This is a genomic window from Mesorhizobium sp. M0862 (genome assembly GCF_040319795.1).
Taxonomy (GTDB): domain Bacteria; phylum Pseudomonadota; class Alphaproteobacteria; order Rhizobiales; family Rhizobiaceae; genus Mesorhizobium.
In genome coordinates this window covers 54,712-78,503 of the sequence record NZ_JAMYOJ010000015.1, presented here as the reverse complement: position 1 = coordinate 78,503, position 23,792 = coordinate 54,712, and the positions used below count along the sequence as shown (strand labels likewise).

16 protein-coding genes are annotated in these 23,792 nt (G+C 64.4%); 8 read left to right on the top strand and 8 right to left on the bottom strand.

The window, feature by feature from the left end:
* Window positions 1-52: 52 nt before the first annotated feature.
* From NKI15_RS21890 to NKI15_RS21865, 6 genes are all read left to right on the top strand, one after another.
* The gene (locus NKI15_RS21890) at window positions 53-931 is read left to right on the top strand and encodes a glucosamine kinase nucleotide-binding domain-containing protein (RefSeq protein ID WP_023668846.1); all 879 of its coding nucleotides are present in this window, start codon (window positions 53-55) and stop codon (window positions 929-931) included.
* Entirely contained in the window at window positions 928-1,710 is a 783-nt protein-coding gene (locus NKI15_RS21885) for a GntR family transcriptional regulator (protein WP_023668847.1), read from the top strand. Before NKI15_RS21890 ends, NKI15_RS21885 begins: the two co-directional genes overlap by 4 nt.
* Window positions 1,707-2,738, top strand: a complete 1,032-nt coding sequence (locus NKI15_RS21880) for an SIS domain-containing protein (protein ID WP_023684262.1) — start codon at window positions 1,707-1,709, stop codon at window positions 2,736-2,738. Before NKI15_RS21885 ends, NKI15_RS21880 begins: the two co-directional genes overlap by 4 nt.
* Window positions 2,735-3,910: an N-acetylglucosamine-6-phosphate deacetylase gene (nagA, locus tag NKI15_RS21875; protein WP_352500288.1), complete on the top strand. Its 1,176-nt coding sequence runs from the start codon at window positions 2,735-2,737 to the stop codon at window positions 3,908-3,910. The genes NKI15_RS21880 and nagA overlap by 4 nt, the downstream gene beginning before the upstream one ends.
* A gap of 9 nt (window positions 3,911-3,919) precedes the next feature.
* Window positions 3,920-5,032 carry an NAD(P)/FAD-dependent oxidoreductase gene (locus tag NKI15_RS21870; protein ID WP_023711286.1) on the top strand — a complete coding sequence of 371 codons (1,113 nt, stop codon included), beginning with the start codon at window positions 3,920-3,922 and terminating at the stop codon, window positions 5,030-5,032.
* 72 nt (window positions 5,033-5,104) lie between these two features.
* Window positions 5,105-7,159 carry an ABC transporter ATP-binding protein/permease gene (locus tag NKI15_RS21865; protein ID WP_023806188.1) on the top strand — a complete coding sequence of 685 codons (2,055 nt, stop codon included), beginning with the start codon at window positions 5,105-5,107 and terminating at the stop codon, window positions 7,157-7,159.
* A gap of 72 nt (window positions 7,160-7,231) precedes the next feature.
* Here the strand turns inward: NKI15_RS21865 and NKI15_RS21860 are convergent, their stop codons facing one another.
* From NKI15_RS21860 to NKI15_RS21840, 5 genes are all read right to left on the bottom strand, one after another.
* Entirely contained in the window at window positions 7,232-8,743 is a 1,512-nt protein-coding gene (locus NKI15_RS21860; RefSeq protein WP_031196282.1) for a malonate--CoA ligase, read from the bottom strand.
* 81 nt (window positions 8,744-8,824) lie between these two features.
* Window positions 8,825-9,562, bottom strand: coding sequence for a GntR family transcriptional regulator (locus NKI15_RS21855; protein WP_352514603.1), 738 nt, complete (start codon window positions 9,560-9,562; stop codon window positions 8,825-8,827).
* Window positions 9,563-10,055: 493 nt separating this feature from the next.
* Complete coding sequence (gene rpe / locus NKI15_RS21850; RefSeq protein WP_023684266.1) at window positions 10,056-10,733, bottom strand: ribulose-phosphate 3-epimerase; 678 nt, start codon at window positions 10,731-10,733, stop codon at window positions 10,056-10,058.
* Window positions 10,734-11,037: 304 nt separating this feature from the next.
* Window positions 11,038-14,910, bottom strand: a complete 3,873-nt coding sequence (locus NKI15_RS21845) for a DUF7929 domain-containing protein (protein WP_352514604.1) — start codon at window positions 14,908-14,910, stop codon at window positions 11,038-11,040.
* 10 nt (window positions 14,911-14,920) lie between these two features.
* Window positions 14,921-16,915: a hypothetical protein gene (locus NKI15_RS21840; RefSeq protein WP_023707786.1), complete on the bottom strand. Its 1,995-nt coding sequence runs from the start codon at window positions 16,913-16,915 to the stop codon at window positions 14,921-14,923.
* Window positions 16,916-17,392: 477 nt separating this feature from the next.
* On the opposite strand from NKI15_RS21840, the gene NKI15_RS21835 reads away from it, so the two are divergent.
* A complete protein-coding gene (locus tag NKI15_RS21835; protein ID WP_352886913.1) occupies window positions 17,393-18,985 on the top strand; it encodes an ABC transporter substrate-binding protein in 1,593 nt (530 codons plus the stop codon).
* 6 nt (window positions 18,986-18,991) lie between these two features.
* Complete coding sequence (locus tag NKI15_RS21830) at window positions 18,992-19,855, top strand: hypothetical protein (protein WP_023707784.1); 864 nt, start codon at window positions 18,992-18,994, stop codon at window positions 19,853-19,855.
* Between the two features lie 6 nt (window positions 19,856-19,861).
* On the opposite strand, the gene NKI15_RS21825 is transcribed toward NKI15_RS21830, so the two are convergent.
* From NKI15_RS21825 to NKI15_RS21815, 3 genes are all read right to left on the bottom strand, one after another.
* Window positions 19,862-20,803: an alpha/beta hydrolase gene (locus NKI15_RS21825; RefSeq protein ID WP_023703609.1), complete on the bottom strand. Its 942-nt coding sequence runs from the start codon at window positions 20,801-20,803 to the stop codon at window positions 19,862-19,864.
* Between the two features lie 123 nt (window positions 20,804-20,926).
* A complete protein-coding gene (locus NKI15_RS21820; RefSeq protein ID WP_023696923.1) occupies window positions 20,927-21,709 on the bottom strand; it encodes a carnitinyl-CoA dehydratase in 783 nt (260 codons plus the stop codon).
* Window positions 21,702-23,780 carry an acetate--CoA ligase family protein gene (locus tag NKI15_RS21815; RefSeq protein ID WP_023703610.1) on the bottom strand — a complete coding sequence of 693 codons (2,079 nt, stop codon included), beginning with the start codon at window positions 23,778-23,780 and terminating at the stop codon, window positions 21,702-21,704. The genes NKI15_RS21820 and NKI15_RS21815 overlap by 8 nt, the downstream gene beginning before the upstream one ends.
* Window positions 23,781-23,792 lie beyond the last annotated feature (12 nt).

The window sequence follows — 23,792 nt, the reverse complement described above, 5'->3', positions numbered from 1 at the left end:
TCCCTTGGCTATTGGTATTTTATTGGTATTATCCGCCCGGAGGAGACATCGCGTGAAATTCGTGCTCGGTATCGACGGCGGCGGCACCAGCTGCAGGGCAGCCCTTGCGACAGGCGATGGCGTTGTCATTGGCCGTGCCAAAAGCGGCGCCGCCAACATCCGCACCGATCTCACCGGCGCTCGCACCCACATCGTCGAGGCTGCTCGCCAGGCCTTCATCGCCGCCGGGCAAGATCCGGACCTGATCCCGCAGACACCAGCCATTCTCGGCCTTGCCGGCGCCAATGTCGGCACCTATCGCCAGCAGCTTGAAGCGATCCTGCCGTTCAGCATCAGCCGCGTCGAGACGGACGCCGAGATCGCGCTCGAAGGGGCAGTCGGCTCTGGTGACGGCGCCATGGCCATCCTCGGCACCGGCACCGCCTATATGGCGCGCAAGGGCGGCACGTCGCGCGCCATCGGCGGCTGGGGCTTTCAGGTCGGTGATCAAGGCAGCGGCGCCCGGATCGGCCGCGACCTGCTGGAGCAGACGCTGCTCGCCCATGACGGCGTCCGGCCGCGCTCAGCCCTGACCGACAGCATGATGGCCATTTTCCGCAACAATCCCGAAGACGTGGTCGAGTTCACCACCAATGCCAAGCCCGGCGATTTCGGCGGCTTCGCGCCCAAGGTTTTCGAGCATGCCGAGAAGGGCGACAGCGTCGCCAACTGGATCGTGGACAAGTCGGTTGCCGATGTCGAGGCGTCGCTCCACGCGCTCGACCTCTCTGATGACGCCCCGCTCTGCCTGCTCGGCGGGCTGGCGCCGCTCTATGGGCCGCGCCTTTCCCAGCGCTACCAGGCGCTGCTGAAAGCGCCGCTCGACGATGCCCTGGGCGGCGCCGTGCAGATGGCGGCCCGCATCTTCGTCAAAGCGGAGGCGACGCGATGAGCGATGCCGCCGACCAGATCTTCGCCACGCTGAGGCAGTCGTCGCAGAGCGGCGCCCCGCTCTACCTGCAGCTCAGGAAAAGCATCGAGGACGCCGTCAATCGCGGCCTGATCGGGCCGGGCGATGCGCTGCCTTCCGAGCGCGACATCGCCACCAAGGCCGACATTTCGCGCGTCACCGTCCGCAAGGCGGTGCAGGACCTAGTCAAGGGCGGCATCCTCGTGCAGCGCCACGGCTCCGGCACCTTCGTGGCGCCGCGCATGGAGCGCGTCGAGCAGTCGCTGTCCAGGCTCACTTCATTCACCGAGGACATGGCAAGGCGCGGCATGGCGGTGCGTTCAGCCTGGCTCGACCGCGACCTCTACCCGCCCTCGCCCGACGAGATGATGGTGCTCGGCCTGTCCTCGAACGAGCTGGTGGCGCGCGTGGCGCGCCTGCGCATCGCAAACGACACGCCGCTGGCCATCGAGCGCGCCTCGTTGTCGGCCAGCGTGCTGCCGGATCCGGCCGGGATAGGCTCGTCACTCTATGCGGCGCTGCAACTGACCGGCAACCGGCCGGTGCGGGCGGTGCAGCGCATTTCCGCCGCCAATCTCGGCGACGCCGATGCGCGTCTGCTCGAAGTGCCATCCGGCATTGCCGGCCTGCACATCGAACGCATTTCCTATCTCGCGAGCGGCAAGGTGATCGAGTTCACCCGCTCCATCTACCGCGGCGACGCCTATGATTTCGTCGCCGAACTGCGCCTGACAGGGCCGAGCGAAGAGGGCCGACCATGATCCCCAAGACCACCCATATGCGGCGCGAGATCGACGAAATTCCGCAAGCCGTCGCGCGTCTGCTCGATGGCTCGGCGGCGGTGCTGACCGAGGCCGGACGCGGCATTCGCGAGCGCGATCCGAGCTTCGTCGTTACCGTCGCGCGCGGTTCGTCCGACCATGCCGCCACCTTCATGAAATATGCCGTCGAACTGACCGCCGGCCTGGCCGTCGCTTCGGTCGGTCCATCGGTCGCCTCGATCTACGGCGCCAAGCTCAAGCTCGCCGGTTCGGCTTGCCTCGCCATCTCGCAATCCGGCAAAAGCCCTGATATCGTCGCCATGGCCGAGACGGCACGAGCCGGCGGTGCGCTCACCGTCGCCATCACCAACACCGCCGATTCGCCGCTGGCGCGGGCTTCGGATTTTGCCATCGACATTCTGGCCGGCCCCGAGCGCAGCGTCGCGGCGACCAAGACATTCGTCAATTCGGCGGTCGCCGGCCTGGCGCTGATGGCGCATTGCACCGGCGACGACAGACTGCTGGCCGCCCTTGCCCGCCTGCCCGAGCATTTCAGCAAGGCGATCGCCTGCGACTGGATGGCGCTGGCCGGCGCATTGGAGACGCCGCAATCGCTGTTCATCCTAGGACGTGGCCCGTCGGCGGCGATGGCCAACGAGGCGGCGCTGAAATTCAAGGAGACCTGCGGCATGCATGCAGAGGCCTATAGCGCCGCCGAAGTCATGCACGGCCCGCTGGCCCTGGTCGGGCCAGGCTTCCCGGTGCTGGCGCTCGCCGCCCGCGATGCCTCCGAGCCGTCCGTGGCAGAGGCTGCCGACAACCTTGCCGGCAAGGGTGCAGCCGTTTTTGTAACCTCGGACAAAGCCAAGAGCGCGGCGCGGCTGCCGCATGTCGCCACCGGTCATCCCTTGACTGACCCGCTGACGCTGATCGTCTCCTTCTACGGCTTCGTCGAAGCCTTCGCCCGCCATCGCGGCCTCGATCCGGATGTACCGCGCAATCTGCGCAAGGTGACGGAAACCGTATGAGCGACCGTTTTGCCCTGACTGGCGCCCGAATTTTCGATGGCGACGACTGGCATGACAACGCCGCCCTTGTCGTGCACGGCGATGTGGTCGAAGGCATTCATCCCGTCGGCGCCATTCCGTCGGGCGTTGCCCGCATCGACGCCGGGGGCGGCATGCTGGTGCCGGGTTTTGTCGACCTGCAGGTCAATGGCGGCGGCGGCGTCATGCTCAACGACCATCCCGATGTCGCCTCGCTGGCAACAATCTGCCGGGCGCATGCGCCGTTCGGCACGACCGCACTGCTGCCGACGCTGATCACAGATACGCCTGACATCACCGCCGCGGCCATTGCCGCCGGCACCGGGGCGGCACGGCAAAAACTGCCGGGATTTCTCGGCCTGCATCTCGAAGGGCCGCATCTCTCCGTCGCCCGCAAGGGCGCGCATGAACCGGCGCTGATCCGGCCGATGACGGATGCGGATGAAGCGGCGCTGGTCGCGGCACGCAAAAACCTGCCGGTGCTGCTGACGACGATAGCGCCTGAATCCGTCGAGCCTGCCCGCGTTGCGGCCTTGGCCAAGGCCGGTGTGATTGTCAGCCTCGGCCATTCCGACACCGGCTACGCCACGGCCAGAGCCTTTGCCGATGCCGGCGCCAGCGTGGTCACACATCTGTTCAACGCCATGAGCCAGATCGGCAACCGTGAGCCGGGGCTGGCGGGTGCGGCCATCGACATAGGCAGTCTGTCGGCCGGGATCATCGCCGACGGCATCCATGTCGATCCCGCCACCATGGCAATCGCGCTGCGCGCCAAGCAGGGGCCGGGCAGGATCGTGCTGGTCACCGACGCCATGGCAACGATCGGCACCGACATGACATCGTTCACCCTCAACGGCCGCATCATCTATCGCAAGGATGGCAGTCTGCGGCTGGCCGACGGCACGCTGGCCGGCGCCGATCTCGATATGATCTCGGCGGTTCGCTACGTCCACCGGATCGTCGGGCTGGACCTGTCGGAAGCGTTGCGCATGGCCTCGCTCTATCCGGCGCAGGCGGTCCGCCAGGCCCACCGGATCGGCCGCTTCGCCAATGGCACGGCTGCCGATATCGTCGCTCTGTCGGACGCCCTCGACGTCACCGGTGCGTGGATTGGCGGCGACAAGGTTTTTGCAGGCGCGGGAAGTTCGCGCTAAAGTCCACTTATGCATGATGTCGACTGCGTTGTCGCTGGCGCCGGTGTTGTCGGCCTCGCCATTGCCCGCGCGCTGGCGCTGTCGGGCCGCGAGGTGCTGGTGGTCGAGAAGGCCGCAGCCATCGGCACGGGCACCAGTTCGCGCAATTCGGAAGTCATCCATGCCGGGCTTCATTATACGCCGGGCAGCCTGAAGGCCCGTCTCTGCGTCAACGGCCGCGAGCGTCTCTATGCCTATTGCCGCGAGCACGACGTCGCCCATCATCGCACCGGCAAACTGATCGTTGCCGTCGAACCCGACCAGTTGGACAAACTGCAGGCGATCCAGATCAACGCGGCGCAATGCGGAGTCGGTGACCTCAAGCTTTTGACGCGCGCAGAGGCCGAAAGCCTGGAACCGGCGCTGAGCTGCGCCGGCGCGCTGCTGTCGCCGTCAACCGGCATCGTCGACAGCCAGGCGCTGATGCTGTCATTGCGTGGAGACGCGGAAGCGGCCGGCGCATCTTTCGCCTTGCTCACCGTTGTCTCAGGCGCGAGCATCGAAGCGGACGGCATCCGGATCGACACGCGCGACGCCGATGGCGAGGGTTTCACCTTGAAGACCGGCGCCTTCATCAACGCCGCCGGCCTCGACGCGCAGGCGCTCGCCGGCCGCATCGAAGGCCTCCCGCAAGACCGTGTTCCGCCGCTGTGGCTGGCGCGCGGCAATTATTTCGCGCTTTCCGGCCGCTCGCCCTTTTCGCGGCTGATCTATCCGGTGCCAGTCCATGGCGGCCTCGGCGTGCACCTGACCCTCGACATGTCGGGGAGCGCGCGCTTTGGCCCAGATGTCGAATGGATCGATCGCGTCGACTATACCGTCGATCCCGCACGAGGCGCTGCCTTCTACGACGAAATCAGGCGCTACTGGTCCGGCCTGGCGGATGGCGCCCTGCAACCGGCCTATGCCGGTGTCAGGCCGAAACTGTCCGGTCCGGGACAGCCGGCCGCCGACTTCGTCATCCTGGGACCGGCTGACCACGGGGACGGCCAGATCGTCAATCTGTTCGGCATCGAGAGCCCTGGCCTTACCGCCAGCCTCGCCATCGCAGAACATGTCGTTGGGCTTTTATATCCGCAATGACGGGCGTTTCCTGAAACGTCGGGCAGGCGCATACCATGAAACCTTTTGATATGGAGGTCGTTGTCGGGGCATATGTCCGAGGCAAAACCCAAATCGAAACCGGCCGACGGCATCGAAGCGCGCGATGCCACGAAGTCGCGTCGGGAAAAGCCGTCACGGCAAACGCGCGGAGATGGACCGCGCGAGGACACGCCGCGCGAGAAAAAAGCATCGGCCGCCGAAGCCGCGTCTGAGCCCGTTGGCGAGGCTGCGCCGCCGCCGGATGCCGTCGAACCCGATCCCAAGCTGACGCCCGAGCAGGCCGAGCAGGCGCGCAAAAAATATCTGCTGCGGCGTTTCTGGATCAGCGGGCGCGGCTATTGGGGGAGGCATGGCGACAAGCTCGCCTGGCCTTTGACGATCGGAGTGCTGCTGCTGATCTGCATCAACATCGGTTTCCAGTATGGCATCAACGTCTGGAACCGCTCGATGTTCGATGCCCTCGAGCAGCGCAACGCCCGCACGGTCTATCTCCTCAGCGCCGTATTCGTGCCGCTGGTGATCTGCAGCGGCAGCCTTGTCGTCGCGCAGGTCTATCTGCGCATGACGATCCAGCGCCGCTGGCGTTCCTGGCTGACCACCGGGGTCGTCGCGCGCTGGCTGGCAAACGGCCGATACTACCAGCTGAACCTCGTGGGCGGCGACCACCAGAACCCCGAGGCCCGCATGACCGAGGACCTGCGCATCGCCACCGAGTCGCCGGTCGATTTCACCGCCGGCGTCCTCAACGCGTTCCTGTCGGCCTCGACCTTTATCGTCGTGCTGTGGACCATCGGCGGCGCGCTCACCCTGCCGATCGGCGGCGAGAGCATCACCATTCCCGGCTTTCTGGTCATCACCGCGATCATCTATGCCGCCATCACCTCGACCTCGATGGTGGTCATCGGCCGCGATTTCGTCCAGCTCTCCGAGCGGAAGAACCAGGCGGAGGCCGAACTGCGTTACACGCTGACGCGCGTGCGCGAAAACGGCGAGAGCATCGCCTTGCTGGGAGGCGAGGACGAGGAGCGCAGCGGTATCGACAGAAATTTCGGCCACGTGCTGAGGCAATGGGCTCTGCTGACCGGACAGCACATGCGCACGGCGGCGGTGTCGCAGGGATCGAGCCTGTTTGCGCCGGTCGTGCCGATCCTTTTGTGCGCGCCAAAATTCCTCGAAGGCTCGATGACGCTTGGCGAGGTGATGCAGGCGGCGTCTGCCTTTGGCATCGTGCAAGGCGCGTTCGGCTGGCTGGTCGACAACTATCCGCGCCTCGCCGACTGGAACGCCTCCGCGCGGCGCATTGCCTCGCTGATGATGTCGCTCGACGGGCTCGAGCGCGCCGAGCAGAGCGATGCGCTCGGACGCATCAACCGAGGCGAAGCCGAAGACGGCGCCATCCTCAGCCTCGACAATCTTTCCGTGACACTCGACGACGGCACCTCCGTGGTCAAGGAAACCGAGGTCGTGATCGAGCCGGGCGAGCGGGTGCTGGTTTCAGGCGAATCCGGTTCAGGCAAGTCGACGCTGGTGCGGGCCGTCGCGGGCCTGTGGCCATGGGGCGGCGGCAGCGTCAATTTCCACACCGACAGGCGCCTGTTCATGCTGCCGCAACGCCCCTACATCCCTTCCGGAACGCTTCGCCGCGCGGTCGCCTATCCCGCGGCGGCGGACAAGTGGACCATCAAGCAAATCAAGGCTGCCCTCGACAAGGTGGGGCTTGGCTATCTCACCGGCAGGATCAAGGAAGAGGCGCCATGGGACCAGACGCTGTCGGGCGGCGAAAAGCAACGCCTCGCCTTCGCGCGCCTGCTGCTGCATCGCCCCGATATCGTGGTGCTGGATGAAGCGACTTCGGCGCTCGACGAGAAGAGCCAGGACACGATGATGTTGACGGTGATCCGCGAACTGCCTGACGTCACCATCATCAGCGTGGCGCATCGTGCGGAGCTCGAAGCCTTCCACAGCCGCAAGATCACCCTGGAGCGGCGCGAGGGCGGCGCCAAGCTCGTCAGCGACGTCGACCTCATCCCGCGCAAGCGCAAACGCAGCCTGCTGAACCGCGCTTTGTGGGGTTCCAGCACTCGGGTGAAAAAGCCGCGCAGGTAAAAGGCGCCACTGCCGAACCGCGAACAGATGTCCAGGCGAAGCGCTTGGGCAAAGACATTAGCAGGCTATGGATTAGCCGTAGAGACCCTTGTAGGTCTCGCGCAGCAGGTTCTTCTGCACCTTGCCCATCGTGTTGCGCGGCAGCTCATCGACGAAGATCACCTGCTTCGGGTGCTTGTATTTGGCCAGCTGGCCGGCAATGGCGCCAACGATCTCGGCCCCGGTGATCTGCGATGCCGGCGCCCGCACCACGACAGCGGTGACGCCTTCGCCGAAATCGGGATGGGCAATTCCGATGACGGCACTTTCCAAGACGCCGGCAACGGCGTCGATCTCGCTCTCGATCTCCTTGGGATAGATGTTGTAGCCGCCGGAGATAATGAGATCCTTGCCGCGGCCGACGATGTGGACGTAGCCGTCCGCGTCGATGATGCCGAGGTCGCCGGTGATGAAGAAGCCGTCCTTGCGAAACTCCGCCTTGGTTTTTTCCGGCATGCGCCAATAGCCGGAAAAGACATTCGGACCTTTGACCTCGATCATGCCGACTTCACCCTGGCCAAGCGCATCGCCACTGTCAGGGTCGGCGATGCGCAGCGAAACGCCGGGCAGCGGGAAGCCGACCGTGCCGGCCCGACGCTCGCCCTCATAGGGGTTCGACGTGTTCATGTTGGTCTCGGTCATGCCGTAGCGCTCGAGAATGGCGTGGCCGGTGCGCTCGCGCCAGGCCTTGTGCGTTTCGGCGAGCAGCGGCGCCGAGCCGGAAACGAACAGGCGGATGTTCTTCGCCGCCTGGGCATCCAGCCCGTCCTGCTGCAGGAGCCTGGTATAGAAGGTCGGCACCCCCATCAGCACTGTCGCGCGGGGCAAGAGCGAGACGATGCGGCCGGCGTCGAATTTCTGCTCGAACAGCATCGAGGCGCCGGCCATCAGGGTGACGTTGGTGGCGACGAACAGGCCGTGCGTGTGGAAGATCGGCAGGGCATGGATCAGCACGTCATCCCCGGTGAAACGCCATTGCTCGACCAGCACGCGCGCATTGGAGGCCAGGTTTTCGTGGCTGAGCATGGCGCCCTTGGAGCGTCCGGTGGTGCCCGATGTGTAAAGGATTGCGGCCAGATCGTCCGGTCCGCGCGCCACATCGTCGAAATCCGCGGGCTGCTGCGCGGCACAGTCGGTGAGCGATCCCCGGCCATTGCTGTCGAGCGTGACGGTAACCGCCCCCGACGCCTGCGCCAGCGGCGCGATAGCGCCGGCGCGCGCCGCGTCGCAGACGACCAGCCGCGGCTCGGCATCGCCGAAGAAATAACCGAGCTCGGCCAGCGTGTAGGCGGTGTTGAGCGGCAAGAAGACCGCGCCGGCGCGCAGGCAGGCGAGGGAAAGGAAGATGCATTCGGGGCTTTTTTCGACCTGCATGGCAACGCGGTCGCCCGGCTCGACGCCGAAATGCTTCAGCGCATGTGCCAGACGTGCCGATTGCGCCAGCATGTCGCCATAAGGGATTGAGCGCCCGTCATCCGTTTCCATCAGGGCGCGCCCGGGGGCTGACATCCGGTTGCGAAAAGCGTCGAACAGGTGATTGCTCATGCGTCATCCCTAGCGCATGGCCTTGAAAAAAAACAACCGCTTTTCGGAAACCGCAGCAGCAGGATCGCAGCCGGAGTCCTGTTATCTGCGGCCGCGCAATGCCTTGGCAGCGCTTGTTCGTGGATCGCCGCTTTCGTTGAAGCGCTCCATGCACATGGCTGCCGTCAGACGGTAGTGGTTGAGCAGGGCTTCAACGGCGCCGTCGGCATCGCCATCCACCGTGCGCTCTGCAATAAGCCGATGTTCACCGACTTCGTCGCGCTCGCTGCCGTCCTGGGAGATCAGCCGGTAGCGGGAGGCCTGATCCGAAAGCTGGTCGCAAAAGCCGGTCAGCCAATGCGATCGGCAGCCTGCGATCAGTGCCCGATGGAAGGCGCGGTGCAGCTTTTCCCATTCCGGATTGTTCGAGGACGGGTCCTCCGGCAAGCGGCGCGGGGCACGCGCCAGGCGATGCAAGGCCAGCACGAGCTGCTCTTCCCATTCGCCGGTGCGGTTGGTAATGGATTCACGCAGCGCCCGCTCTTCCAGCCAGCAGCGGGTGCGCGTCAATTCCTCGAGTTCCGGGGCACTGACCGGCATGATGAAGAAACCGCGCTGGTCGTGGCGGCCGAGCAGGCCTTCCGAAGCAAGTCGGTTGAGAGCCTCGCGAACCGGCGAGGCGCCGGCGCCGTAACGGGAAACCACCCATTCGACACGAAGCTTGCTTTCACTTTCAAACACGCCGCGCAGGAGATCGTCGCGAAGCTGTTGATAGACCGTACTAGCGAGTGTGCTCTTGGGTCTCGCGCCTTCGCTCATATCGGCAGATCCGTAGGTCAATATGACTCCTGTAGCTCTCCCATGCTCCGCTAGCCCGTTCGCGAAGCAAACGATTTCCCCTGTAAATTTACTGTAACTCCTAAGGCATCCGCCCCTCAAGCGAAAGATCACGATATTCGACTTAAAGAGGAAGGTTGACCGCATCTTATCCGCCGGAAGTAACTAAAATCGTGAAAAACTTGTTCTTCTGAAGAAAGTTTGTCTGCCAGCATGGCAGGAGCCCTCGAGAAACAGCTTCGAGATCCCGAATACGGCTAATTTTTTCTTAACGCGCGTCATGCCGCCGGATTGACCTCTCCCAGCATGCAGATCCCTTCGGCAGTTATCCACTAGATTTATGGGCCAAAACTAGCGCCGGATGCCGCGATCCTGTCGGTTGCCGCGATGCCCTTGCGGCTGCCACCCGTTGACGGCTTTTGGGAGATCGAAGGATCAGGCAGGGAGATCAGGCCGAGGAGAACCGACCAGCCGGGAACTTGCCCTGGAACTGATGTCAGCCGGCAGCCCGGTCGGCCGCGGTTCGGATGGCTTCTATATTGGCCCGGTAGGCTTCGACGCTGCCGCCCTTGAAGATGGCGGCGCCTGCCACCAGCACATCGGCGCCGGCTGATGTGACCAGGGGGGCGGTTTCCGGCGACACGCCGCCGTCGATCTCGATGCGAATCGGCCGGTTGCCGATCAGCGCTTTCACCCGCTTGACCTTGTCGACCATGGCCGGGATGAAGGCCTGGCCGCCAAAGCCCGGATTGACGGTCATGATCAGGATCAGGTCGAGCCGGTCGAGCACATATTCGATCGCACTTTCCGGCGTCGCCGGATTGAGCGATACGCCGGCCTTCTTGCCGAGACCCTTGATGGTCTGAAGCGAGCGGTCGAGATGCGGTCCGGCCTCGGCATGCACGGTCATGCCGTCGCAGCCGGCATCGGCAAAGGCGGCCAGATAAGGATCGGCCGGCGCAATCATCAAATGGCAGTCGAAGAAGGCCTTGGTGCGGTTGCGGATGGCCTTGATCACCGGCGGGCCGAAGGTGATGTTGGGCACGAAATGCCCGTCCATCACGTCGAGATGGATCCAGTCGGCGCCGGCCGCCGCCACCGCCTCGACCTCGTCGCCGAGCTTCGAGAAATCCGACGCCAGCACCGATGGCGCGATCAGGGTCTTCCTGCTCATGATGCGGCCCCTTTGGGCGCCCTGTTTGCGGGCGCGGCCTTGACGACTGCTAGAGCAATTCCAGGAAAAGTGGGAACGGCTTTCCGTCCGGAATTGCGTCAAAACAAAGAGATAGAGCGGTTCGGCGTTTCCACGAAACGATGAACTGCTCTAGACCATGATCCCGAAAAGGGAAAGTCGGTATTTGCTGCGGCCGGCAGCGGGTTCGGCGAATACCTGGCCGCCCGATCGCCGCAGCGCGCCCAAGGAAAAACCCCGCCGGATCGCTCCGGCGGGGTTCTGAATTTTGACTCGTATCCAGATCCTATGGCTTGAAGTTGGCCGCCGGATCCCTTTGCGGCTGTACCTGCGTCTGCGGCGTGCGCTTCGGTATGAACTGCTGAAGGACACCTGGATTGAGCAACAGGGTCGGATCGAGCGACGGCTGCTGCCGGATCGCCCTGCAGTTCGGGAACCGACCAACCGTGCCTTCGGGGCAGCGCCGCTTGATGATCGGCACGCACTGGCCGCCGACCATCTGCGAGCCCGGGGCGCAGTCTCCCACCTGCGGCCTCGGCTTGCGGCACGCGCCGTCGATCGCCTGGGTGCCGCGCGGGCAAACACACCCGCCGCGCTTGTTGTGCACCTGGCCGCGTATGTCGCACTGTTCCAGCACAGGCTTCTTCTGCCGGCAGGCATTGCCTTGCACCTCGGTACCCCGCGGGCAGACACAATTGCCATTGGCGTCGTGGACCTGGCCGCGGATCGAGCACTGCTCGGGCTTCGGCCGGATCGGCCGGCAGACCTTGCCCCTGACTTCTGTGCCGTCCGGGCAGACGCAATCGCCATTGGCGTTGTGGATCTGACCACGGACCGAGCACTGTTCAGGCTTTGGCCGGATCGGCCGGCAGGCTCCATTGCGCACCTCTGTCCCACGCGGGCAGACACAATCGCCATCGGCGTCATGAACCTGGCCGCGTATGCTACACTGCTCGGGCTTCTGCTTGTCGCGCACGCAGGCATTTGCCTGTCGGTCGAGATGCGTACCCTCCGGGCAGTAGCAGCCATTGCCGTCCGACGTCGGGACCGAACCGGGGATGGTGCAGCCAGGCTTGTCCGTCTTGACGCAAGCGCCGTTCTCAAGTTCGGTTCCGCGTGGGCAGACACAGCGTCCATCCTCGGTGCGGATCTGGCCCTTGAGCAGCACGCAGGGCCTCGGATCCTTCGGCTGGATGATGACGCCGCCGTCGGGCGAGCACTGGCCGTTGCGGAACGTCGTGCCTTCCGGACACACGCACCGGCCGGCATCGTTCATGACGAAGCCTGGCGAACATTCCTTCTTCACCTCGCGCTTGATGGTGAAGGGATGGCAGGCATAGGCCTTGCCGCGATCGCCCTGGACGTTGGTCAGGTCGCCGGGCAGTACGTCGCCGCCGCCTTGCACCCTGGTGTCGGGAGACAAGACGCCGACGCAGTTCTGGCCGCTGACGTTGCCCTGCAGATTGGCCAGGGGAGCATCCGGGAGGACCACGGTGACCTTGTGCACATGGCTTTCCCCGGCGCCGAGCGTCAGGTTGGCAATGCAGGTCAACGGCAAGGTCGTCGGTTCGGGCGAGCAGCCAAAGGGCGGTTCGATCGAGGTGATCGCGACGCCTTGCAGCCGCCCCAGCCCGTCCACCCCGATCGCATCGCCGATGCGGACCGGACCGGAGAAGGCGGTCTGGCCATCATTGGTGATGGTGATCTCGAACGAGCAGGGTTGCCCCGGCTGGCACTCGGCATCGCCGGTCTTCTTGACGCTGACGGTGGATGTGCCGCCGCCCTTGGCGCAGGCCTGGCCGATCGGGTAGACGACGTCGTCTCCAGGGGCCGGGCCGTATGAGCCGCGTGCGCAGTTCTCGAACGCGCCATTGGCCAAGACCGTCACGTCGAAGTGCCTGGAGGTTCCGGGCGTCATCGCGGCGCCGGGTATCTGGCATGACAGCGCATTGGCCGGAACCGCTCCGCAGGCCCATTCCGCACCGTCGGGTGTGACGGTCTGGATCTGGACCGGCGCGCCACCCGATATCAGCGTGGCAGCATCGTTGACCCGCACCGGACCGGTGGGGGCAGAGGTGCCAAGGCTGATGACGGTGATGCGGCAGGAAACCACCGCCGCACCGGCGAGCGAGCCATTGCAGACCTTGGTGATGCGTAGGGTCGGCTTGCCGCCATTGGGATGACGGAAGCGTTCTTTGGCGCAGGCCTTGTTGTTGGTGAGGTCGACCTCACCGGAGACGGGCTTCAGCGCCGCGCAGTTCTCGACCGAATCCGACTGGTAGCCGGCCGGCATGACCGCCTTGACGACGATCGGCGTCGATGCGCCCGGCATCAACACGATGCCGGCATTGTCGCAGCGGAACTGGCCGGGACCGTTCGGTCCGCATGTCCAGGGCGGAGACGGGCCGAAGGTCGAAGAGGCCGGCGCGCCGCCCGGGTAATTGTCGATAACCGTCAGCGGCCCATTATAGGGGACGCTGCCATTGTTGATGATGTCGATCACGAAGTAGCAGATGCCGTCGGGCGTGCAGACCGGGATGCGGGCACGCTTCTTCAGGATCAGGTCGACCTTCTTGTCGACCGGGGGCCGGCAATCGCGGTCGCGGTCGCCACGCCGGCAGATCGGGATCGAGGCACAGCCGCGATCGTTCTGCTGGCTGCCGAACAGCGGCTTGCCGCTGGCGCCGTAATTATAGGTGGCGCAGTTGCGCAGCGCGCTGCCTTGCCAACCACCCGCCGGCTTGAAGCCGAGCTTGAGGTTGATGGAGGCCCCCGGATTGAGCGTGGTCACCGGATAGGTGCACGTCATCGGGGTCACGCCGGGCATGCATACCCAGGGCGGATTGGGCCCTGAATCCAGAGTCGAGCCGGCCGGCAGCGTCACCTCGTCGAGCACGATCTTGCCGTGATACGGCCCGTCGCCGACATTGGTGACCTTGATGGTGAAGTCGCAGCCGCCGCCCATCGTGCAACGCGTCACGTCGGCGCGTTTCTCGACCTTGAGGTCCGGTTCCTTGTCCTTGGGCGGACATCTCAAGTCACGCGGGATGACGATGTCGATGGTCTGCGTGCAGCATAGTCCCCAGCCCTCCTTCGGGCCGGCATAGGTCTCGATGCCGGTGACGATGAGGTGGATGACGTCGCCGGGCGACGCACCGACGATCTTCCAGTTCAGCACACCGCCGCCCGCCGGCACCAATTGCGTGTCGGGGATGATGGTGATGCCTGGGGTCGCCGTCGATACCTGCACCCATTTGCCGCCCATCTCCGGGCCGACAGGCATGTGGTAGATGAACGCGCCGCCGCCTTGCACGCAATCGACCGTGCCGCGCTCCACCTTGAAACATTCCCGGTCGGGAGGCGGAGGCCGCTTGTCACAGTTGGTGAGGTCGATCTTGATCGAGGTCTTGGCCCCGGTCTTGTAGTCTCCATCGTCGGGCTTGCCCGGATCCTGCGACGGGATGATGGCCCCCGTGCCGACGCCCGGCGTCACCTTGATCATGCCCTGGTTGTCGACGATGGTCGGCGAAGGAAACGCCGCATGGTCGATCTTGGCGGTGATCTTGAAATTGATGACGCGTTCATTGCCAGCCCCAGCGCCGTCGAGATCGGTGGCGGAAATCCGGAAATCGGAAACCGTTGCCGTATCGTTCGGATTAGCCGAGGTGCTGATTGTCGCACCCGGCAGCGGTCCGCCGGACGCACCCGTGCCGTCGCCGGACACGTTGACGTTGACGATCGCAAGACCGTGCGGAAGCTGATCCTTGAAGTCGAGTTGGAGTTTCTTCAGCCTGGCCGAAAAGCTTGGGTCGGCAAAGCCTTGCGGGTCGCCGCGCAGGCCAAAGCTCAGAGAGTAGACGACGTAGTCGCAGCTCCTCTGTGTGCCTGTTTTGGTGAAGAACGGCACGATCCGTTCCGGCCTCGGATTGACGATTTTTGAATTGTCCAGGTCGAGCCGCAGTTCCGGAGTGATCGGGACTGCATCTTCGGCGTGGCTTGCGACAGGGGTGAACACGGCGACCGCGATACCGGCCGCCATCAGCCAGCGCGCGCCGCGCCTGGCATATGACAGGGGTTTCATGATGGTCTCCATGACGGTTGGCTGCTTGCCGGTGGATTGACTGCTCTTCGCGGTCGGGGAAAGTGCGAGATTTTTCATCTTCCCCTCCTCAACGTTCGCAGCTGAGGGCTGGGGTTCTGAGCGGCAAAGTCATCTTGCAGCAAGGGTAGTAGCCACCCTTGTCCTTGTCGGACTGCCTGTAGAAGCAAAGTCCAACATCGACTCTGTCGCCCGGAGAATGGCCGGTGATGTCGACCGTGTAAGGCTTACCGGGAGCATGCGACTGGGGTGATGTCACCCCGACGCCTGGTGTCATGGACTTTGTCTCACTGGAAGGCTGGACCTTGATCGAATCGCCGCCAAAGCCGGCATGGTCATGGAGATAGAGGTCGGCCTGGAGGCCGCGAGGCGTGCAGTAGAACTGAACATCCTCGACATCGATGCACGGAGGCAGATCGCCGGGCGGTGGGAAGTCCGGCGGATAGAACGGCGGCAGATAACCGCCTGGGATCTCTTCATAATAGCCGGCACGGCCGTCGCAGGGGTGCCAGACCTCGACGTCGCCGACATGGCCTTCCACTTCTGGGTCTTCGAAATAGCCGTCGAAGTCGACGAACCACGAGCCGAAAGGCGGCACGTTGGCCGGCTTGACCAACGGCGTCGGCGTGATCTGCACGCCGTGCACGGCAAGCGGCCCGCCGGCGGCGAGCTGGTCGGCAAGTGTCGGGTTGTCGCGCAGCTTGTCGCCGGTGTTGACCAGCGTGTCGGTGCACACGCCGGTGTCGAGATTGCCGTCGGCGTCATAGCCATATTGCAGGTCGAGCCCACCGGCCGACTGCCGGTTGCCTTGCGGGAAGCCGACCGCATATTCCTGCGGCTCTTCCACCCAGACCGATTCCGTCGCCGGATCGTCCGGGTTTTCGCGCCAGTAGCGGATGACCTCGCCCTTGCCGGAATCGGCGAACTGGCTGTAATCGTAGCGATTCTCGACCGGGCCGCGCTGCGCCAGATACATGAAACCCTGGTTGTCGAAGGCGATGTCGGTGACGGCGTAGTCCTTGTCGGCCTTGACCGTCAGCTCCCAGCGCGGATCACCGGCAAAGCTGCCATCGCGGGCAATGCCAACCGACCAGATCTCGGCCTTTTCGCCAACCGAATAATAGAGCCGGCCGCCATGATAGGCGACGGACCAGACGCGGCGTTCGTCCTGCGTGTAGCCCCATGTGTCGGGGTCTTCCGAGTCGAAGGCAGCACCCTGTATGTCCATCACCGCACCGTCATCAGCGACGGGAGCCAGCCCATGCGCCGGCCGCCCGGCAACGCCGTGATCGAATGTGTCGATCAGCGTGCCGTTGGCATCGAGGCGGTGGATGAGGCCGGTGTCGAGATCGCTGGCGAAGAACTCGCGGTGATTGCTGTCGAAGCTGATGTCGCCGATGCCGGAACCGCTGTTGGTGTCAATGTCGGCGAATTTGGAGACCGCGCCGGTGATGCCGTCGATCTTCCAGATCGTGCCCGGACCGCCACCGCTTTCGGTGCCGAACTGGCCGTCCATGAAGACGGCGCCTGCGGTTCCGCGGCGCTGTCGCTCGGGCCGACCGTCGGCATCTTCGTCCGGGGTGACGATACGGATGCCGTGCAGGGAGGTAGCGCCGGCATAGAGGTTGGGGACGCCCGAGGGAACGCCGTCGCGCACACCGTCATCATAGGTGATGGCGAACACCTGGCCAATCTGTTCGGCCGTCACCTCGAAGGGCGGCGGTGTGTAGACGAGCTGGCCGGAAGCCGGTCCGCCGAGCGCCGAAACGTCGAAGACGCGCAAGGTGGCGCGCGTCGTGTCGATGAAGGTTTCGTCGACCGGGTCGACGCCGGGCGGCAGCCCCCCCCTTTCGGAATCGGCAGAGTCGAAATTGGGAATGACGGTGCCGGAAAATCCGGTGACCGCCATCGAGCCGGGATAGACGATCTGGGTTTCCTGCGCTTGGGCGGCTGTGCCCAACCAGAGCGTGGCGCTCAGCGCCAGGGCAAGCAAACCGCCGCCCAGATGGAGCGAACGGCGGAAACCGCTTGGAAACGACATGGACGCGCCGCGATCGCAGGACATAAAACTCCCCCCGAAGTTTTCGGGAGGAACATCCGGTCCGGCCGCGCGAAACAGGGCAAGGCGCGGCGTTCCGGCACGTTCGTCCCTGATCGAATTGTCTGCTTTCCTCATCTTCACGATACGCCTGCTCCTGCGCAGGGTCAACGGAATCAGCCGAAAGCCCAGCGCATCGACTCCATCCCGAAGGCGGTGGTCGCGCTGAGCTTGCGTTGGTCCCGGAGACCGTGGAGCCTCTGGGGTCCTGGTCATGGGGCATCCTTTCCGGCCCGCACCATGCGGCGCCTGGTCGTCAGTCGCCGGCTGGAGCAGAAAGGTTCATGCAAAACGGCGGCCGGGTCTGTCCGCCATTTCACAGAGGCGCGGCTAATTCCTTGTGTCAACTCAGGTGGAAAACAGTCTTGGCGCGCGAAAGACCGGCCGGCTTACTTACCGTCAGTGCCGGCTTCTGCTAGCGTCTTCCCAACCCTGGGGGGTATCATGACACGCAGGCACTTCGTTCTATTGCTGGCGGCGCTTTTTCCATGTGCGTTGCCGGTCCATCAATCCTTAGCCAAGACCTTGGTCTACTGCACCGAGGTTAGCCCCGATACGTTCGATCCCGCACTCGCCTCCGGATCCCGCGACGCCTCGGCCACCGCTCTCTATAACCGCATGGTTGAGTTCGAGCCCGGCACCACCAAGGTGCGCCCCGGCCTTGCCGAAAGCTGGGAGATTTCCGACGATGGTCTCACCTACACATTCCACCTGCGGCAGGGCGTGAAATTCCACAGCGTCGAGGGCTTTACGCCTAGTCGCGACTTCAATGCCGATGACGTGCTGTTCACCTTCGACCGGCAGGCCAACGCGCAGAACCCGTTCAACAATTACGCCAAACGCCAGTACATTTACTTCGACGGCATCGGCATGCCGGATCTTGTCGCCGGTTGGCGCAAGCTTGACGACCTGACTGTGGTGATGAAGCTGAAGGCGCCGCATTCGCCGATGCTTGCCGACCTGGCGATGGATTTCGCTTCGCTCGTTTCCAAGGAATATGCCGACAAGCTCGTCGCCGAGAAGCGGCTGCTCGACCTGGCGCTGAAGCCGATCGGGACGGGTCCATTCCAGCTTGTCGACTACCAGCAGGATGCAGTCATCCGCTACAAGGCCAATCCGGACTACTGGCGCGGCAAGCCGAAGATCGACGATCTCGTCTTCGCCATTGCCACCGATGCCAGCATTCGCATGGAAAAGCTGCGCGCCGGCGAATGCGATCTCATGCCCTATCCAAATCCGGCCGACCTGGACGCGATCAAGGCGACACCCGGTATCAAGGTCATGCGGCAGGAGGGCCTCAACACAGGATACCTCGCCTTCAACACCTTGCAGAAGCCCTTCGACGATCCAAGGGTGAGGAAGGCGATCGCCATGGCCATCGACACCCAGGCGCTGGTCGACGTCGTGTTCCGCGGCACCGGTGAAGTCGCACGCAATCCGCTGCCGCCGACCTCCTGGGCCTATGACAAGACGAGCCCCGATCATGTCTTCGACCCCGCTGCCGCCAGGCGGGGGCTCGCCGATGCCGGCGTAAAAGACCTGCACATGAAGATCTGGGCGATGCCGGTGCAGCGTCCCTACAACCCGAATGCGCAGCGTATGGCCGAAATGATCCAGTCCGACCTGGCAAAGATCGGTGTCAACGTGGAAGTCGTGACGTATGAGTGGACAGAATACCTTGCGCGCTCGAAGTCACGCGACCGCGACGGCGCCATGCTGTTCGGCTTCACCGGCGACAATGGCGACCCCGACAACTTCCTGTCGGTGCCGCTTGGCTGTGCCGGCGTCGGCACCACCAATCGTGCCAACTGGTGTTTTCCGGCCTTCGACGATCTGCTCAAGCAGGCAGCCGGGATCGTCGATCCCGCTGCCCGCGCAAAACTCTATTCGCAGGCGCAAACGATCTTCAGGGAGCAGATGCCGTGGGTCGCTATCGCCCACTCCGTGGTCTCGATGCCGATGCGCGAACAGGTGACGGGCTATGTCATGGACCCCTTTGATCACCATGATTTCTCGGGCGTCGATATCAAGGAATAGCGTTCGGTGTCTGCCGCCGATCTCGATGTCTATGTAGAGAGCCTGCGCAATTTCCGACTGGTGCGGAGCTATAGCATCGCGCAGTTGCTGCCTTACCTGGAACAGGCTGGATTGAAAGTGCGCCTGCTCGACCGGCCAGCCGGCCGAGATCGGGCGCCGGTGGCCTTTCTGCATGTCGACCTGACAGTCGTGCCGCCAACGTACCGCGGGCTCGGCCACCTCTACGACCGCACCATCAATGGCCGCGCGCTGTCCATCCACCGGCACCTTTATTCGACACTGAAGCTGGAGGCAGGGGACAGCCACGAGGGGCCGGTTGTCGTCAAGACGGTCCTCAACTCCAGGGGCCGACCAGAGCAGCGCTGGTGGCAGCATCGCAACGGCCTGACCAGGAGCGCGCATGCCATCCGCAAGCTCTTCGAACCCGGCTACAAGGACCGCCTGTGCCCGCCCTATAAGGTCTACCAGACGATCGGCGAGGTTCCGCGGGATGTATGGCGCAACAATCGCCTGATGGTGGAAAAGTTCGCTTTCGATACGCTCGACCTGCCCATCGTCAAGCACCGCTACATGTTCCTGCTCGGTGCCGAGGTCAACATGCGGCAGGTCTACGACGATGTGTTGTGCGCCGGCTCAAAAATCCTGAGCAATGAGGTGGGCGGCGCCGTGCCACCGGAAGTGCTGGCGGTGCGGCAGCGGCTCAACCTGGACTTCGGCGCCATCGACTATTTCATTGTCGATGGCAAAGGCGTTGTCGTGGATGCCAACAAGACCGTCGGCTCAAACCCTGAATGGCTGAAGAAAAACCGCTTTCGTCGGGAATTCAACGATCGCATGGCTGAGGAACTGATCGCCTTTGTCCGCGGTTGAGCCGGATCACCAGATCCAGTCGCCCTTGCCCAGCACCGACACCGCTTCGACGATACGGTTGAAGCTGGCGCGGGCCCGGCCGACCGTGTGCCTGGCCCGGAGATAGCCGTGCACCAGTCCCGGCTCCTCGAACCAGGCGGCATGGCCGCCTGCGGTAAGGATGCGGTCGCGGTAGGCCTCGCCGTCGGACGACAGCGGGTCGCATTGCGCGGTGATCAGAACGGTTGGCGGCAGTTTGGTGAAATCGGTGTCGGCGAGCGGCGACAAGGTGATGTCACCAGTACCGTCAGCGCCGCCGGTGCGGATGTGCTTGTAGAATTCGAGATCGCGCATGGTCAACATCGGTGCTTCGGCGTGCGTGACATACGAGCCCTTCGAACGGTCGCCGCCGAGGCCCGGATAGATCAGCACCTGGCCGATCGGCTTTTTGGCATGGCCACGCGTTGCGTGAGCAACAGCCGCGCAGAGATTGCCGCCGGCGCTGTCGCCGCACAGCAGAATAGGGCGGTCGTAGGTTTTGGCTGCCCATTCGAAGGCACGTAAAGCATCGTCGAAAGCGGCCGGGTGCAAATGCTCCGGCGCCAGCCGGTAATCGATGGAACCCACCTCGTAACCGGTGCGGGCGCACAGCTCGGCGCAGACATCGTCATGGCTGTCCAGGCCGCCGAGGATGAAACCCCCGCCATGGATGTAGAGCACCATCGCCGCCGTGTTCGGGGTAGCGCTGCGATAGATGCGGATCGGGATGTCGTGTGATCGGTTGGCAATGAAAGTCGTTTCCGCCGTCACACCATTGGGATAGCCGGCAAAGAACTCGCGGCACATCCGGTCATAAATCGCACGTTGCTGGGCGATGGTGTAGTCGATCGTATCGGGCGGGTAATAGGAATTGGTCCGCTCGATGAAGGCCCAGGTCTCGGCATCGATGAGGGGTTTGTAGTCGGTCATGCAGCTCCTTTACCTCCCCCTTGATGGGGGAGGTCGCCGCGAAGCGGCGGGTGGGGGGGGTGGCGCATCACCCCACCCCGGACCTTCGGTCCGACCCTCCCCATCGAGGGGAGGGTAAAGAGGCTACTTCCCCTTCCACACCGGGTCGCGCTTCTCCGCAAACGCCCGGAACCCTTCCATACCGTCCTCGGAGCCATAAAGCGCATCGACCGTCGCCAGTTGCCGGCGCGTGACGCGGTTCATGGCATCCTGGAAGGTCAGCGCCTCGGCCACCCGCGCCGTCTCCTTGATCGCGGCAAACACCAGCGGCGGGCCGCTGGCCAGTAGCCTTGCGACCTCCCAGACGCGGTCTTCAAGCTTTTCCTTGGGCAACACTTCGTTGACCAGGCCCCAGCGATGCGCTTCCGCTACATCCATCCAGCGGCCGGTGAGCAAGAGGTCCATGGCGACGTGATAGGGAATGCGCTTCGGCAACTTGATCGTCGCGGCATCCGCCAGCGTGCCGGCGCGGATTTCGGGCAGCGCGAAGGAGGAATGATCCGAGGCGAAGATGAGGTCGCAGGACAGCGCCAATTCGAAGCCGCCGCCCACCGCCATGCCGTTGACGCAGGCGATCACCGGCTTGTTCATGTCGCGCAGCTCCTGCAGGCCGGCAAAGCCGCCGACGCCATAGTCGCCGTCGACCGCATCGCCACCGGCTGCTGCCTTCAAATCCCAGCCGGCGCAGAAGAACTTGTCGCCGGCGGTCTTGACGATGGCGACGCGCAGTTCCGGATCGTCGCGGAACGCCTTGAAGGTCTCGCCCATCAGCCGCGACGTTTTCAGGTCGATGGCGTTGGCCTTGGGCCGGTCGAGCGTGACCTCGAGGATGGTGCCTTCGCGGCGAGTTGAAATGACGTCAGACATTCTTCTTCTCTCCCAGCACCAGCAGCGCGTCGGCAATCCAGGCGCCCTTGCCTTCGGCGCAGACGATCAGCGGGTTGATGTCGAGTTCCTCGATCTCGCCGGCATTCTTCTGCACGAAGCCGGCAATGCCTGCGATGGCGTCGATGGCCGCGGCGACATCGGCCTTCGGCCGGCCGCGATAGCCCTCAAGCAGAGGGAACAGTTTCAGGCCGCGTAGCGCCGCCTCGATATCGTCGCGCGTTGCCGGCAGCATCAAGGTCACGCTGTCGCGCAACAGCTCGACCAGCACGCCGCCAGTTCCCAGCGTCATGACGGCGCCGAACATCGGGTCGCGGGTAAAGCCGACAATCAGCTCGGCGACGCCGTCGCGCACCATGCGCTCGACATAGAGCCCGGTGCCGAGCGGCAAGAGATCGTGCGCCGCGGTGCTGACGGATTCGGCGTCCTTGAGGTTAAGCCTGACAGCGCCGACTTCCGACTTGTGGGTGACGCCAAGCGCCTTCAACGCCACCGGGAAGCCGAGCGCCATCGACGAAATCACCGCTTCGACGGCATTGGCGGCGCGTTCGGCCTTCGGCACCGGCAAGCCGGCCTCGATCAGCCGCGCCTTGGCCTCGGCCTCATCAGGCGTGACATGGTCGCCGCCGGCAGCACCGGCAGCCGATGTGTCGATCGGCTGCGCCTGCGGCTCGGCCCAGGCCCAGCCGATGAAGGCCGCCGCGCCTGCGGCATCCATGGCCTCGGAAATGCCGAACAACGGCACCATGCCGCGCGCCATCAGTTCGGCGGTGTATTCCTCCGGCAGGTTCTCCGGCAGCGACGAGACAATCGCGCCATGCGCATTGTTGGTCTTCAGCGCCGATTCGAAGGCGCGCAGCGTCGCCCACCAGTCGGTGACCGAGCAACGGTCGGGGCGCGGGAAATCGAGCACCAGCATGTTGAGGTCGAAACCGCCCGACACCATGGCGGTGAAGGTGGCGGTCATCGCCGGTTCGTTGTTCCAGATGAAGGTGTGGTAGTCCAACGGATTGGCGACCGCGACCAGCGGCCCGAGCGTCGATTTGACATGGGCGCGGTGCTTGCTGGTGAGCTCCGGGAAGTTGACCCAGCGGCCTTCGGCGCTGTCGGCCATCACCGAGGCCTCGCCGCCGGAGCAGCTCATCGACGACAGACGATAGCCGGGCAGCGGCCCGGTGACATGCAGCAGCTTCAGCGCCTCGATGAAGGCGGGGATGGAATCGACGCGCGCAATGCCGAGCCGCCGCAGGAATGCGCCCGAGGCAGCGTCCGAGCCAGCCAGCGATGCCGTGTGCGAGACCGTCGCCTGCCGCGCCTGCTCGGAGCGGCCGACCTTCATGGCGATGATCGGCTTCTTCAGTTCGCGCGCCCGCGCCGCCAGCTTCTCGAAGCCTGCTACCGAATCGAAGGCTTCGATGTGCAGGCCGAGCGAGGTGACGCGCTCGTCCTCGATCAGGCCGAGCGCCATTTCGGAGAGGCCGGTCTGCGCCTGGTTGCCGGCGGTCATCAGGAAGGCGATCGGCAGGCCGCGCTTCTGCATCGTCATGTTGATGGCGATGTTGGAGGACTGGGTGATGATGGCGACGCCCTTGGCGCCTTCGGGCAGCCGGATGCCGCCATGCTGGTCGGGCCACAACAGCGCGCCGTCGGCGTAGTTGATCAGGCCATAACAGTTCGGGCCGATGATCGGCATCTGGCCGGCCGCGGCCACCAGTTCGGCCTGCAGCCGCTCGCCATCGTCGTCATAGGCCTCGGTCTCGAGAAAGCCCGCGGCAAAACAGACGGCGCCGCCGGCGCCGCGCTCAGCCAGCGCCTTGATCACCTCGATGGTGAGATGCCGGTTGACGCCGACAAAGGCAGCGTCCGGCGCGCCGGGAAGGTCGGCGACCGAGCGATAGGCCTTGCGGCCGGCGACCTCGTCCTTGTTCGGATGCACCGGCCAGATTTCGCCGGCAAAGCCCATCTTGATCGATTGGGCGACGACGGCAGCGGCCTGGGCCCCGCCGAACACCGCGATGGATTTTGGGCGCAAGAGGCGTTCAAGCTTGTGCATATTCCCCGTCTC